The 14107-nt window shown below is 37.5% G+C and carries 11 protein-coding genes; 5 read left to right on the forward strand and 6 right to left on the reverse strand.

Features of this window, described 5'->3' with window-relative positions:
- The first annotated feature begins 13 nt into the window (after nucleotides 1-13).
- Complete coding sequence (locus tag K4L44_14045) at nucleotides 14-3082, forward strand: efflux RND transporter permease subunit (protein QZE13675.1); 3069 nt, start codon at nucleotides 14-16, stop codon at nucleotides 3080-3082.
- On the forward strand, nucleotides 3079-6198 hold the full coding sequence (locus K4L44_14050) for an efflux RND transporter permease subunit (protein ID QZE13676.1): 3120 nt from the start codon (nucleotides 3079-3081) through the stop codon (nucleotides 6196-6198). Before K4L44_14045 ends, K4L44_14050 begins: the two co-directional genes overlap by 4 nt.
- 82 nt (nucleotides 6199-6280) lie before the next feature.
- On the opposite strand, the gene K4L44_14055 is transcribed toward K4L44_14050, so the two are convergent.
- From K4L44_14055 to K4L44_14065, 3 genes are all read right to left on the reverse strand, one after another.
- Nucleotides 6281-7033 (reverse strand): flavin reductase, encoded by a 753-nt coding sequence (locus K4L44_14055; protein ID QZE13677.1) that lies wholly within the window; start codon nucleotides 7031-7033, stop codon nucleotides 6281-6283.
- An 80-nt stretch (nucleotides 7034-7113) separates the two neighbouring features.
- Nucleotides 7114-7563, reverse strand: coding sequence for a hypothetical protein (locus K4L44_14060; GenBank protein ID QZE13678.1), 450 nt, complete (start codon nucleotides 7561-7563; stop codon nucleotides 7114-7116).
- Nucleotide 7564: 1 nt separating this feature from the next.
- Nucleotides 7565-8068, reverse strand: a complete 504-nt coding sequence (locus K4L44_14065) for a hypothetical protein (GenBank protein ID QZE13679.1) — start codon at nucleotides 8066-8068, stop codon at nucleotides 7565-7567.
- Nucleotides 8069-8414: 346 nt separating this feature from the next.
- Here K4L44_14065 and trxB point away from each other — a divergent pair, with 346 nt between their 5' ends.
- A complete protein-coding gene (trxB, locus tag K4L44_14070) occupies nucleotides 8415-9374 on the forward strand; it encodes a thioredoxin-disulfide reductase (protein ID QZE13680.1) in 960 nt (319 codons plus the stop codon).
- A 60-nt stretch (nucleotides 9375-9434) separates the two neighbouring features.
- On the opposite strand, the gene K4L44_14075 is transcribed toward trxB, so the two are convergent.
- The 3 genes from K4L44_14075 to K4L44_14085 form a co-directional block, all read right to left on the reverse strand.
- Entirely contained in the window at nucleotides 9435-9683 is a 249-nt protein-coding gene (locus tag K4L44_14075; protein ID QZE13681.1) for a hypothetical protein, read from the reverse strand.
- A 36-nt stretch (nucleotides 9684-9719) separates the two neighbouring features.
- A complete protein-coding gene (locus tag K4L44_14080; protein ID QZE16013.1) occupies nucleotides 9720-10517 on the reverse strand; it encodes a carboxypeptidase-like regulatory domain-containing protein in 798 nt (265 codons plus the stop codon).
- 424 nt (nucleotides 10518-10941) lie between these two features.
- Entirely contained in the window at nucleotides 10942-12186 is a 1245-nt protein-coding gene (locus K4L44_14085; protein ID QZE13682.1) for a pyridoxal phosphate-dependent aminotransferase family protein, read from the reverse strand.
- A 762-nt stretch (nucleotides 12187-12948) separates the two neighbouring features.
- Between K4L44_14085 and bamD the strand changes: the two genes are divergently transcribed.
- Both bamD and K4L44_14095 read left to right on the forward strand, forming a co-directional pair.
- Entirely contained in the window at nucleotides 12949-13767 is an 819-nt protein-coding gene (bamD, locus tag K4L44_14090; protein QZE13683.1) for an outer membrane protein assembly factor BamD, read from the forward strand.
- 4 nt (nucleotides 13768-13771) lie between these two features.
- The gene (locus K4L44_14095) at nucleotides 13772-14107 is read left to right on the forward strand and encodes a DNA-directed RNA polymerase subunit omega (GenBank protein QZE13684.1); all 336 of its coding nucleotides are present in this window, start codon (nucleotides 13772-13774) and stop codon (nucleotides 14105-14107) included.

Raw genomic sequence — 14107 nt, forward strand, 5'->3', positions numbered from 1 at the left:
GACCTTTCTAACTATGCATAAAGAAATTGTTCGACGCCCTATTGCTGTTGGGATGGTATTTCTATCTCTTGCCATTCTGGGAGTGGTATCTTTGTTGAAGTTGCCTATTGCGATGTTGCCTAAAGTGAGTATTCCTCAGATCACTGTCAGAACACAAATGGCTGATGCTAGTGCTACAGTCCTTGAGCAGCAAGTGGTACAAAACTTGAGAAATAGTTTGATGCAGTTACCACATCTTAAAGATATTCATAGTGATAGTCGTGATGGGTCTGGAACGATCTCTTTGCGTTTCTACTATGGAACGGATATTGATAGAGCTTTTGTCGCAACCCACGAGAAGATTGATAGAACGTTGTCTATGTTACCTAAAGAGTTGGAACGTCCACAAGTGATGAAAGCGAGTGTCACGGATCTGCCTGTTTGTTATATTCAAGTAACGCCCCGTGATTCTGTTACCTCTACAAATTTTTTAGCACTGTCTAAATTCGTTCATTCTGTTGTGTTGCGTCGTTTAGAGCAGATTCCTGAGGTGGCAATGGTGGACCAGTCAGGTGTTATGCGTTCACAGATTGTATTGATCCCCAATAGTCCGATGTTGCAAATGCATCATATAACCATGGATGACCTTGAACGTTATCTGCGCAACTCACAAGTACATTGTAATGACTTGAGGGTGGTGGATGGAGCATATGAGTTCTTTTTTAGTTATAATGGCAGTATCCAAACTAGAGCGGATTTAGAAAAGCTGTATTATAAACATGAAGGGGTTACGATTCCTTTAAAAGAACTTGTCTCTATTGAAGAGCGAATGGTTCCTCACCAAGGATTGGTATTAGATGGAGGGAAAAGAGCAATCTCTTTGGCTGTCATTCAGAAGTCTGAAGCGAGATTTCAGGATTTAAAGGCATCGTTAAATGAGGTGATGAATGATTTGACCGCTGCTTACCCTTCTTTGCACTTCGAAGTAAATCGCGACCAAACGACCCTCCTCTCCTATGCGATAGAGAATTTGAAACAGAGTTTATGGATAGGAGCACTCTTGGCAGTGATTGTAATGTTTTTCTTTATGAAGGATTTTCGGGTCTCTCTCTTGATGACTATCACGATTCCAATCAGTTTGGTTATCTGTTTTATGGGGTTCTATTGGCTTCATATTACCATGAACTTAATCTCTATTTCAGGGCTCATCTTGGGGGTTGGGATGATGATAGACAATGCCATCATTGTAATGGATAATATTACACAACATCGAGAGCGTGGTGCTTCTTTAGAAGATGCATGTGTGGTGGGAGCATCCGAGGTGTTCAAACCGATGCTTAGTTCGGCATTGACGACATGTGCGGTTTTTGTTCCATTGATTTTTTTAAGTGGGATATCAGGGGCGCTATTTTATGATCAAGCGATGGCTATCACTTTGGGTTTAGGGATTTCTCTATTGGTGTCTGTTACATTTCTTCCTGTGGTCTATCGTCTGATTTTTCAACACGATACGAAAGTAGACTTTAAAGAGACCCATTGGGTTGAGAAATTAATAGATATTTATGAGCGATGTATGATCTTCTGTATGCGAAGACGCGGTTTGATTTTGAGTCTTTCGTTGGTTGTAATGGTTGCCGGGGGGTGGATTGGTGTAATGCTACCAAAGCAGATGATTCCCACCGTAGCACAAAATGAATTTGGGGTAAAGATCTCTTGGAACCGTCCCGTTACCCTCGTCGAGAATCGTAACCGTGTGACCCAAATATTAGATGGTGTAAAAGATAAAACGACCATGTCTGTGGCTTATGTTGGGACTCAAGACTTTGTGATGTTTCAAGGAGATGCCACTGGAGTTGGAGATGCCATGCTCTATCTATCGACTGCTCAATCGGATAGTTTGGATGTGGTTGCCCAGATGATTGTGGATGGGATTTATGATGTGTATCCTGAAGCGTCAGTTTCTGTAGTTCCTTCAGAGAACTTTCTAACCCTCTTCCTCGGTGGAGAACAGGCCCCCGTGCAAGCCCGATTTTTATTGGATGATATGGAGAATATTTCTCCTTTGCATGAGGTGTGGGATGGTTTAGAGAATCTTTCAGCTTTAGACACAGTTCCAGAGATCTCACTAAAGGAGGTGTGTCAGATTGAGTTAGATCCTATAAAGATGCAGGCTTGGAGTATTGATCCACAACAAGTCGAGAAGATGTTAAAGAGAACGCTTGGTCAGGAGACTATTTTAACTGTCTCAGAAGGAGTTTCTCGTGTTCCAGTGGTGTTGACCATGCCGAGGCAAAAAGATTTTGATTTTATGAATAAAGGATGTGTCTTGAATGGTCAAGGAGATCCTATTCCACTATCACATATTGCAAAGGGGCTTGCCATAGAGCGTCTTAAAAATATAGAGGGAGGTACTGTGGGTAGCTATTACCCTTTGGATATAAACCATGTAGAACAGTTGAAGGATGCCAATTTATTGATGTCCGCTATAAACAAGGTTGTAGATCGGGTGAAGAATGTTTCTGTAGTCTATGGAGGAAGTATATGGGAGAGAGACTCTATGATAAATGAATTGATTGGGGTATTTGTGGTATCCTTACTTCTCCTTTATTTGATAATGACCATCCAGTTTGAATCATTCGTATTGCCATTTATCGTTTTGGTGGAGGTCCCTATTGATCTTTTTGGAGTGATGGGAATGCTTTGGATTTTTGGTCAGTCTATCAACTTGATGTCTTTAATCGGAGTCGTCGTGATGAGTGGTATTATCATCAATGACTCTATCCTTAAAATTGATACGATACAAGCATTGATGATACAAGAGCATATGTCGCTATATAGAGCTTTGCTTGTGGGTGGAAGACGTCGTTTCAAGTCTATTGTGATGACCAGTCTTACCACCATTTTTGCAATGATTCCATTTCTCTTTGGTAGTGGTATCGGAAATGACCTTCAAGTTCCACTTGCAATATCTGTAATTGGGGGAATGACTTTGGGTACATTGGTCAGTCTTTTTGTGGTTCCACTTCTTTTTGTCTTGGTAATGAAGCGTAGGAGGAATGGAAAGCGTAGGATTTATGGAGAGTCAAAAAATGTGTCGTTATGATGAGACGTTCCACATTCTCCACGATACTGTTCTTTGTTGTCCTCTCCTTGATAGGACTGGTTGCAAGTAGACACCTAGATCTTCGTTTGATGCCATCAAGAACATCGAAAAAGGTTTCGGTATATTTTTATTGGCCTAATGCCACTTCGCGTACTATTGAGCAAGAGATTACCTCTAAAATAGAGTCTTCCTTGTCTACACTCCAAGGGGTGAAGGAGATAGAGTCGCGTACGAATGAGGGAGGAGGAAGTGTGACGATCTCTTTAAAGAAGGCCGTAGACTTAGAGATGTTTGAATTTCAAGCACTATCTGTCCTACGCCGAGTATATCGATCTTTTCCGGATGGGGTCTCTTTCCCGTCTTTGAAGGTGGGAGGAGTAGAGAAGGAGAAACCGATATTACGAGTTCAGTTGATCGCTAAAAGCCTTCAGAATGAAATTTACCACTATGTAGAGAAACATGTAATCCCAAAATTGGGTGTGGTTGAGGGGGTTCAATCGGTGATACTGTATGGGAAGAATCGTATGGTGTGGAACATTGAATATAAAACAGATGTTTGTGATATCTTAGGGGTGACTCCCCAAAGAATAAGTCAAGCACTCTCTATGCATCTTAAGAGTTTTCAAGTAGGGGTTATGGAGACTAAGAGTCACTATGCGGTTCAAGTTTGGCTTCGAACAAAAGTTTCCCCAAAGAGTACATTAGCCAATATTCCAATCGAGATTCATAAAGGGAGACAGATTTTATTGGGAGATGTAGCGGATATTTATCGAGCTCCTGTGACTTCTCGACAAGTGGTACATGTGGATGGCAAGCAGGTTGTCTCTTTTACTGTTGTTCCAGAAGAGGGAGTCAATCAGTTGGTGTTAGAACGCACTGTATTGAGTGAAATAGATAAACTTCAAAAGGAGTTGCCAGAAGATTGGAAGTTTAAATTAACATATAATGCAGCGGAGCTCCTTCGAGAGTCTCTTACTACGATGCTTTACCGTACCTTTCTTTCGTTGCTTTTGTTGTTTTTATTTGTATGGTGGGTAACACGTAGTGGACGCTATCTCTTTTATGTGGTGGTTTCCTTATTTGTGAATATTTCTATTGCGATAGGATTCTATCGTCTGTTTGGAGTAGAGGTTCATATGTATGCTTTGGCTGGTTTTACCATCTCTTTGGGAATGGTGATTGACAACACCATTGTGATGATTGATCATCTTCGATATAAAGGGGGAATGCAGGTCTTTTGGGCTATATTGGCAGCAACTTTAACTACGATTGGTGCTTTGTCTGTTATCTTCTTCCAGTCGGAGTCAGTACAGCTTATATTAAAAGATTTTTCTTGGGTTGTGATTATCCATTTGGCTCTCTCACTAGTCATTGCACTGTATTTGATTCCTGCACTCATGGATCGTTTTCCAATAAAAACATCGCATAGTAGAAAAAGGGTAGGGAGACAGCGAATTCAGGTTCGTTTCGCGGGGTATTACAAGCAACTTCTGCTCTTCTTGCGTCGTTATCGTTGGGCTTCTTTGGTGTTGATGATTTGGGCTTTTGGACTGCCTGTATATCTTTTGCCATCTTCTTTAGAAGAGAATGTTCCTATGCACTCTTTATACAATAAAATATTTCAGTCTGAATGGTTTCAGGAGAACCGATATAGCATAGAGAAGTATTTAGGAGGTACGTTTTATCAATTCCATGAAGCGATTGAGCAGGGACATCGTGATGATAAAGTGGAGGAGACAAAGTTGATACTCTCTTGTGAGAATAGGGAAGGGGGAACTTATGAGCATTTAAAACAGATTGCTTATAGAGTGGAACGTCATTTGGCAAAATATCATGAAATTAAGACGTTTATTACGACCCTATCAAATCCTGATCGATTTGATATAGAGGTATATTTCACTCCTAAAGGAGAGAACAGCCCTTTGCCTTTTACGGTAAAAAAAGATTTGGAAGTGTTTGGCGTGGTGACAGGTGGAGTAAACTGGACTGTGAGAGGTGTCGGAAAAGCGTATGCGAAGATGCCTGAGACAGAGATTCCTGATCAGGTGATCGAACTGCATGGTTATGAGTATGATCAGTTGATGAAATATGCCAATGATTTAGTTCTTGCGATGAAGTGTCATGAGCGAGTTAAAAAAGTGAAAGTAGCGGGAGAGACTGGTTGGATGATTGTGAAGAAGGAGGGGCGGAAACTTAAAATGGATAGAGCAAAATTGAATGAAAGGGGTGTGCAACTTTCACAACTATATCGTGCTTTAACCAAACATACGAGGAAGCATCGTTACACTATTCAGACTCCATGGTTAAAGACCCAGCAGATGTCGCTATTTTCTGATCAGTATAATAGATATGATATATGGAGCCTACAGCATGAATATATCGACGGAGATTATGGTTATGTTCCTTTGGGAAGTGTGATGACTATGGAGGAAGGATCAATTGTATTTCCGGTATTAAAGAAGAATCAACAATACCTTCTGTATGTGAATTTTACATTTCAGGGGAGTGATAAGACGATGGAGAAGATTATTGGTGCGGACATACAGTCTATTCAGAGTGAAATGCCTATGGGGTTTACTGTTGACTTCAAAGATTATAATCAACAGTGGTATGAGGAGGATCCTGTTCTTTTGTGGTTGTCTATCGCTTTGTTTATCATCTTTGTTATCTGCACTGTATTGCTTGAATCCATTCGACAGCCCCTTAGTGTGTTGATGGTTTTGCCATTGAGCTTTACCGGTGTATTTTTTATGTTTGGAACTTTGAAGTTGCCTTGTGATTATGGGGGGTATGCTTCGTTTATCATGCTGAGTGGGATTGCGGTGAATGCTGCGCTTTATATCATGAATGACTATAATTCATTTAAGAAAAGGTATTCGGATAGAGGGAGTCTTTTCTGTTTTATGAAAGCAGTGCATTATAAGATCTCTCCAATCATGCTTACGATACTATCTACTGTTTTAGGTTTGATCCCGTTCTTACTGTTCCAAAAAGGAGAGGTATTTTGGTACTCTTTTGCAATTGGAACCATTGGAGGATTGCTATTCTCTGTAGTTGCTATCTTTTTTATTTTGCCACTCTTTATACTACCTAAGGGTGTTTCTAGTAGAAGGTAACCAATGTAACCGATGATACCTTTTAGGGAGATACGACCATTGTGCGATCGATTCTCCGAAAAAGGTTTGTATTTGTTGTAATTTAGATCTCTACGAAATCATCTTTAGGCGCATTACAAACAGGGCATGTCCATTCGCCGGATAATTCATCGAAGGTGTGCTCGTGTTCGGGATCGGATTCGTCATATACATATCCACAGATTTCGCAACGCATCTGCTTGGGTTTTGTTTTTGGTTGGTTTGTATCCTCTTTAGGAGTCTCCTCTTTTTTCGGCTCTTCTTTATGTAACTTGATATGTGTTGGAGAATTTTTAGGAGAGAAACCATGTTTCATCGCTTGATATTGTGCATAGGTCAAAGATTCAATATCCGTGTCGGAGAGCGCATAGTCTATAATCGAGCCGATATAGAGTTGGTGGGTTCCAATATCCATTGACTTCTCTACTTTGCATAGAAACCATGCATTGCAGTTTTCCGTTACAATAGGAATATCTTCTTGTATGATGTGTTCCACCTGGTCAAACTTATTGTTTTGGTCACTGTGGGTGTATCCAAAGGTGGTAATCTGCTCTTTGGAGAGTGCCTGAGTCATAACAGAAATGGCAAATTTCTGACTCTCTTCAATATGTTTTGTTGTGTCGTTATCGTGGTTGCTACAAAAAGCAAACAGAGGAGGGAATGCAGATACTTGAAAAACACAGTTTGCTAGATAGGCTGCTTTCCCTCTATCCGATGCGGAGGATACTACATATATACCATAAGATGGTTTAAGATATGCATCTATTATTTGACTCTCTTTTTCTGTGGGTAGATCGCTTTTTTTCTTCCAACTCATTGTCTCAATTTTATTTAGGTTTCTAATAAAGCTATGATAAATAGAAACAGATGGTAGAAAGAAAAGTTCTATAAGTATTGCTACTTTATAACATGTACGGCATCATTCTTTAGAAAATTAACTTCTCTTTTACGAAGATGTAGTTGGATTGCGATATCGACTGTATCATTTGCTGTAACCCCTGCAACAGGTTTAGAGTAGAATTCCATAATATTGGCTTTCTCTCCTTGTTGCACGTTGGTAAATTCGTTTGCTACTCCTGTTCCATCTCTGAAACTTACTAGATAGCGGTCGAAGGTGATATCTGTTGGAAAGTTTTCTTCCCCAATTGCTTCTACTTTCATTACCAAAGCCAATGTCTTTCCATCCGTTTCAGATGTCTCAAGCCACATGGTCGTCTTCATCTCAAGATTGTGTCCAAAAAGTTGGTCTTTGGCATTGGCATCACATGGACATATGTGGTTTGTTAAGGCACATTGAGAAAAAAGAAGGATACTAAAAAGTGCCACTATTGCAAGTCTTAATTTCATCTTATAATTGGTTTATGGTTCCTACGCGAGTTGGTGTGATTCGTCCTTTGTCGAGCATCCAAAACAGTTTGTGACAACCTTTTGTTAGGTCTTTATACATCTGTTCGGCAACCAAGACTCTTTTGCCTTCATAAAGACCAAGATGATTCACTCCTTCTTCAAGCTGAGTCTCTGAAATAAGGAGTAGTTCGTTACTTGGGATAAAAGAGTGGGTAAGTTGGTTTCTAAACTTAAGAAATAGCCAGTGGTCTTTGTTGATGATTTTGTATCGATCACCAAGAAGCCAATTGAGTCCTTTGGAGAATCTTTTGGCAGATTGTCCTGTTGCTTTCATTGGTTTTTTATCTAAAAATGCTCCTAATGTTTCAATGGCTTGTCCCATTAGTATAAATGAGAAAAAGGTGAACTTCTCTTGTTGAAGTCTTCCTATCTCGTCGATAAAGAATTTCTGAACAAATGCTTTCTGTTGTTCTATTAATTGGTCCTGAATCTCTTTTTCCATCATGGATCTTAGTCACTTTTTTTTCAAAGATATAAATAAAACTCAATCTTACTCTTAAGAAAATTTCTTGCTGTGTAATTGATATGATGAGTTCTTATTTTAAAGTTGTTTAGATCCCAAAGGAACTGTTTGTAAGGTTTAATTTATCGTGGCAGAAAAGATTTTGTTCCACTCTTTTGAAATACTTCATGCTACAACATGTTCGATTTGACTCTATGATCAAGATTATTTATATTGAGATTGTTATTATTGATCTTGATTTAACCTTAAAAACGCAATCATTTCACTATTTTTGAAGTGATAAAAATGAAAATGAAAGCATTAATCAAAATATATAATTGTAAGCATTATGAGCGATACAAATGTAACAAACGTTGAGAGAGTAAAGTGTTTGATTGTTGGATCTGGTCCTGCTGGTTATACTGCCGCTATTTACGCTGCTAGAGCGAATATGAGCCCAGTATTGTATGAAGGTTTGCAACCTGGTGGTCAGTTAACAACGACAACTGAGGTGGAGAATTTTCCTGGTTATCCTGAGGGAGTTACTGGTCCAGTGTTAATGGAGGATCTTAAGAAACAAGCTTCTCGTTTCGGTGCGGATATGCGTTGGGGAATTGTTACAGATGTTACTTTTGAAGGGGATATTCATAAAGTAGTTGTGGATGGTGCTACAACCATTGAGGCTGAAACGGTAATTATCGCAACAGGTGCTTCTGCAAAGTATCTTGGTTTGGAAGATGAAAAGAAATATGCTGGTTCTGGGGTTTCTGCATGTGCTACTTGTGATGGTTTTTTCTATAGAGGAAAAGATATTGCTGTGGTAGGTGGTGGAGATACTGCTTTAGAAGAGGCTATGTATCTATCAAACTTGTGTAAAAAAGTATATCTAATTGTACGTCGTGATGAATTGAGAGCTTCTAAAGTGATGCAAGAGCGTCTAGAGAAGACTGAAAACATTGAGGTTCTTTGGAAGCATCAAACAGTAGGTCTTACTGGAGATGGTGTGGTAGAAGGAGCTGTCTTGGTGAAAAACAAAGGAGAAGAGAATGAGGAGAATGTAGAGATTAAAATTGATGGATTTTTCTTGGCTATTGGACATAATCCAAACTCAGAAGTATTTAAGAAGTATATTAATACAGATGAAGTTGGTTATATCTTAACTGAAGGAGTTACTTCAAAAACAAATGTACCTGGAGTATTTGCTTGTGGTGATGTGATGGATAATAGCTATCGTCAAGCAATTACTGCTGCTGGTTCTGGTTGTAAAGCCGCTTTAGATGCAGAGCGTTATTTGGCAGAAAAAGCTTAATAATAGAGATATTAATTTATCGAAGGGAAGATTCTTTTAAAAGATCTTCCCTTTTGATTTCTATCGGAGGGTTCCAAACAAATTGTTTTGTTCGAATATCTTTACTGCTCTCTCTTCAATGGGAATCCGCTTAATAATAGGGTTTCTAACCCATTTACTTCGAAGGTGTTTTGGAGCTATTACTTTGTATACCAGTGCGTCGTATGTTGAAAGAGCTTTAGGTTTTTCAAAAATATTGATCGGTTCATTTCCTATCTCTGTTAGTAATGCTTCTACCTCTATTTCATATTTTTTGTTCAATGAATTCATTTGATTTACACAATGAATGTGAACAGTCTTCACTTTTCATTCGGTTTCGCTATCGTTATACAATATTTCAAAGGATAGATTAGAGAATAGAATCTTTTCATGCTTTTGTCCTGGCGTTATTAAGCTGCTTTTTATGGTTCCTTTGTATTTAAGAATGGTGAGATATTGGGGATTGATCCAAACACTCCCCTCTACAATAGCTCTTTTTACTTTCTTCTTAGGGGTAAATATTATTTCGTAAATCTCAGAATCTTCAGTTTTGTATGATATAATCTTTGTATTATAAAATCTTGTGTAGTTTATGCTGATTGGTGTTATAATCTTCTTTCTAGATATATGACCTTCACTTATAGGAGTCATCGTAGTCGCTTGAAAAAAATTGTTGAAAGTTAGGTATTGAATTGAGTCTTGATCTTTTAACTTGGCATACCTTCCCGTAATAAGCGATATGTGGTCTAAGTGAATATAGGGGTTTGCCGCAATATATGTTTCTAGGATCTCATTACACTGTTTATTGGTATAGGTCATCTGTCGATAGAAGAAATTGGTCCTTATATGGGCATTTTCTAGCTTTATCATTGCTGATTTAGTAATAAGATCTTTCATGAGTTTGTCTTTGTCTAACGGTCTTACAATAATTTCATCGAGACTTATTTGATTCTGCTCTAAAAGTATGGTTGATCCTATTTTATCTAATGTAATGGATTGGGGTTTATATCCAATGTATGAGATGGTGATATAAGTTGTCTTTTGATTGCATTTAATGGAGAAGTTTCCATCCTTATTAGAGATTGTTTTTCTTCCATCATCGGTTGAGATTGTACAATAGGGAATTGCAGCTTTTGTCTATTTATCCAAGATATTTGAATGGATGGAGGGTTGTCCTAAGCTAATATTGGTAAGGAATAGAACGAAGAGGAAGGGTAGGATTTTGTTTATGTATCTTTTATGTTTATCATAATAGATACTAAAGTTAGTTTGTTCTTATGGTTATTGAATAATGCATCTGTATGTTAATATATGTTTAACTGATTTATTAGAAAGAGTTAACAGTTCTCTGCTGTGTTATATAAAAGTAGGGTTGGAGGTTCAAAAATCAATATTTTATCTGTATTGTATTCTTGTACATTGTTTTTTAATCTAAAATTCACATTACGTTTAAATGTCATTCTTGATGAAATATACAAACAAAAAAGGAGCGTCCATGAATGAACGCTCCTTTTCAAAAAAAGGTATATATTTTAACCATATGTTTTAATTAAAAAACATTAGCCATTTGTGTTTTTGAGTATTTACCTTCTTCAAGTTTCTTTTTCACTTCAACAAATGCCTTAATTGTGTACTCTACATCTTCCAAAGTGTGCATTGCTGTAGGAATAAGTCTTAACAACAATTGTCCTTTAGGAATAACAGGGTATACAACGATAGAACAGAAAAGATTATAGTTCTCTCTTAAGTCCATTACAACATTAGTACCTTCAGGAACACTACCTGAAAGATAAACTGGAGTTACTGGAGAATTCGTAATACCAAGATCAAAATCTGCTTCACGTAAACCACTTTGAAGTGCATTTACGATCTTCCAAAGATTCTCTCTTAGTGAAGTCTCGTTACGAAGGAGTTCAAGACGTTTCAGTGATCCCATAACCATAGGCATAGGAAGAGATTTAGCGAAAGTCTGACTTCTCATATTGTATCGTAAGTAATCACAAACTTCCTCTTCACATGCAACAAATGCTCCAATACCAGCCATCGATTTAGCAAAAGTACCGAAATATAAGTCGATGTCTTTAGTTACACCAAAGTGTTCTCCTGCACCTGCACCAGTAGGTCCCATTGTTCCGAATCCATGAGCATCGTCAACTAAAAGACGAAACTTGTATTCATTCTTCAATGCAACGATCTCATCAAGTTTTCCAAGGTCTCCTGCCATTCCGAATACCCCTTCAGTTATAACAAGGATTCCTCCACCTGTCTTTTCTGTTAAGCGAGTTGCGTGATTCAACTGCTTTCTAAGGCTATCCATGTCATTATGTTGGTAAACGTAGCGTTTCCCCATATGAAGGCGTACACCATCTAGAATACAAGCATGAGACTCTGCGTCGTAAACGATCACATCGTTTCTACTGACAACTGCATCGATGATTGAAACCATTCCTTGGTAACCAAAGTTTAACAAGAATGCATCTGGTTTTCCTACGAAATCAGCAAGTTGCTTTTCTAGCTCTTCGTGTTTGCTTGTCTGGCCTGACATCATTCTAGCTCCCATTGGATAAGCCATTCCATATTCTGCTGCCGCTTCAGCATCTGCTTTGCGAACTTCAGGATGGTTTGCCAATCCAATGTAGTTATTCAAACTCCAAGTTAAAACTTCTTTTCCTCGGAATTTCATACGAGGTCCAATCTCTCCCTCTAGTTTAGGAAAAGAAAAGTAACCATGAGCCTGTTTCTGATACTGGCCAATATTACCTTTGTCGGTTTTTATTTTTTCAAAAATATCCACGATCGTATCAGTTTAAATTTAAACAGTGCAAAAGTAATCTTTTTTGAGTGGAAACCAAATGATAGAAAGGGGCTAAAAGGTGTAATTTTTGTCTCACTGTGATAGTTCTAGAGATATGTAAATAGGAAGTTTATTATGTTCCTATCATCTTATATCAACGTTTCGTGCCTACTTAGTAGTTACTTTTAACTATCAGAGATTGCATCTTTATGAATGAATAAGGTTGTGTGTACACTCTTTTTTATTCGTATGAATAATGAACATTAAGTAATTAGTTTTTTCATTATGTTGCTCATAATAACCATTGCTTCGAGACTAAACTTGTTTTAAATATATGACTAAAGGGGTTCAAATCGATATATTTCTTAAGCTCATCTATTGTTTGGATTTTATATCTGTGTTGTATGATTTAGTTTCTATTGAAATAATTGACATTGATTTCACTGATAATTTTATTGGTATCAGTAGGTGAGACTTTTTTGATCTTTTTAAATAATATTTATAGTTGTATTTTAATTTCATGTCAAATTTATCCTCTTAATTACTCTTGCTCATTCATCTTCAGGAAACGATTTTTTTTGATCCTGTAAAGTGTTGAATATTATCTATAATGGATTAATGAATAGTTAAAGTCTTATCATAAGCCATTTTTTCTTTCCTTAGTTCTTTTTTTTTTGTTAGTTTTCGTTGGTTTTCTGTTTTTTGTACAAAAACAATGGAACTTTAAGAAGTAATTTTTATGAAATAATATATCTTTGCAGAATGAATCGTATTTTTCGTTTTTTATTGATCGCATTTTCAGTGGTTATTGTTGTCTCTTGTGGAGAGTATCAAAAGGTGCTAAAAAGTACTGATTATGAGTATAAGTATAAAAAGGCACGTGAGTATTATGATGCCAAACAGTATGCTAAGTCTGTAACTCTATATGAAGAGTTGGTACCTATCTATAGTGGTACAAGTAAAGCTGCTGAGTCTTATTACTATTTTGCCAAGAGTTATCTTGGACAAAAAGACTATTATAGTGCAGCGATGTACTTTCGTTCTGTCTTGGAGAAATATCCTCGTTCAGAATATGCTCAAGAATCACAGTTCTTGGTGGGTTACTGTTTTTATAAATTGTCTCCTTATGTGCGATTGGATCAGTCGGATACCAATATTGCAATAAGTGCATTGACAAGATATATGATGTTGTATCCAGAGACTGAAAATGCAAAGGAAGCGGAGCATATGGTTCAGAAATTGAATGAGAAGTTGGTTTATAAAGCGTATCTTAATGCAACGTTATATTATGACTTAGAGGATTATAAAGCCGCAGTTGTGTCACTTAATCAGTGCTTGCGTGATTATCCAAAGTCGACGTATGAAGAAGATTTGATGTATAAGCTTTTCCGTTCAAAGTATTTGTTGGGGAAAAATAGTGTGGTAGAGAAGAAGAGAAAGAGAATGATGAATGCGATGGATGAATATTATCGTTTCATTGATGCTTTCCCAAATAGCAAACATCGTAAAGAGGTGGATAGAGCATTTGCGAATATCAAAAAGATGTTGAACCTAAAAGAAGAAGATTTAAATATCAAATAAAGTCATGGTAGATTACAAAAAGACTAAGGCTGCACAAAGTACGGTTGCAAGAGACTTAGAGTTATTGGGAGACAAAACTGGGAATATTTATGAAAGTATTGCTATTGTTTCAAAAAGAGCTAATCAAGTTGGTGCTGAGTTGAAAGACGAATTAAACCAAAAGCTTCAAGAGTTCGCATCTGTTACGGATAACCTAGAAGAGGTGTTTGAAAATCGTGAACAGATTGAGATCTCTAAATATTATGAAAGACTTCCTAAACCATCTTTGATTGCTTATCAAGAGTTCTTAGATGATGAAGTTTACTATCGCAACCCTGCAAAGGAGAATAAAGAAGCATAG

Source organism: Prolixibacteraceae bacterium (assembly GCA_019720755.1).
Lineage (GTDB): Bacteria > Bacteroidota > Bacteroidia > Bacteroidales > Prolixibacteraceae > Halosquirtibacter > Halosquirtibacter laminarini.